Source organism: Paraclostridium sp., assembly GCF_051657365.1.
Taxonomy (GTDB): domain Bacteria; phylum Bacillota; class Clostridia; order Peptostreptococcales; family Peptostreptococcaceae; genus Paraclostridium.
The window spans coordinates 1-1,088 of the sequence record NZ_JBOFKN010000066.1; the positions used below are offsets into that span (position 1 = coordinate 1).

Sequence of the window (1,088 nt, forward strand, 5' to 3'; positions counted from 1 at the left end):
TTGATTAATTATTTCTCCATCTTCTAATAATTTTATTCCCCTATCATTAATCTCTAATATTTTCATTTTTTAATCTAGCTTCAACTCCTCTTATCTCTCTTTTATAGCTTTTAAAAAAATTAGACTCACCCTGTAAATACTCATAAAATAAATCAATTTTAATTTCTATTTGAGTTTTTTCTATATCTATAATCTTAACTAATTTTATTTCAAAAATATTTTTTGTAAAAGGAATAAACTTTAATTTATCTTCTACGAATTTTTCATTTTGTTTAACTGTATACCTTTTATAACCACTTTTAGAAGTTTCATTAATATCAATCCAAATAAGAGTTTTATCTTCAAAGTACTCAATTATATCTTTATAATCACCATTATCAATTAAATAATTTCCCTTAAAAATCTCATATTCTGCTATTACAGAAATATTTTCTATAACCCAATAATCATCATTTGATATTTTTAAAGAAGTAAAATTATCAATTTCATTTCTATAATTTAGTAAACTCATAGAAAATAACCATACTAAAAGTGTGAGAATAAATAAAATACTTGGAAGAATATATCCCTTATTTTTTAAACTCTTTTTTAAATTTCTCATTCAAATAATATCCTTCCATTGATACTCCATAATCTTCTAATTTAAAATTTATTTTAAAATTTTTCATAATATTTTCTCTACTTTCTAATTCTACATTTATCTCATTTTTTCTTCGCCTTTTTCCTAAAAAAGAGGTAATAATATTATCTTCAAAATAATATATTTCTATATTTGTAAATTTATACTCTCCTGGAATATATTTTTCAATAATAAGTATGTTTCCATTATTTACAGAAGGTTTAGAGTAGTCAATATAAGAGTTTATATTATCTTGTTTATATATTTTATATTCTAATGATTCATATATAGATGTGTTTATTCCTTCCAATATTAACTTTATATCTTTATTAAACCGAAACCTATTCATTTGTATTTTTCTTTCAATGTTTATATATTTTAAATAATAAAATAAAATTTGAAAAATAACTGAAACTATCACTAAAGTAAATAATATTTCTATTATTGAAAATCCTTTATTTTTGTTTAT

The 1,088-nt window shown here is 19.8% G+C and carries 2 protein-coding genes; both read right to left on the reverse strand.

All coding sequences use genetic code 11. The annotated features are described in order from the left end of the window. Positions 1–46: 46 nt before the first annotated feature. Positions 47–601, reverse strand: a complete 555-nt coding sequence (locus tag ACRCYC_RS04280) for a hypothetical protein (RefSeq protein ID WP_291945444.1) — start codon at positions 599–601, stop codon at positions 47–49. After that, the coding region (locus ACRCYC_RS04285) for a prepilin-type N-terminal cleavage/methylation domain-containing protein (RefSeq protein ID WP_438617949.1) at positions 570–1,088 on the reverse strand (519 nt) is incomplete at its 5' end. The genes ACRCYC_RS04285 and ACRCYC_RS04280, both read right to left, overlap by 32 nt.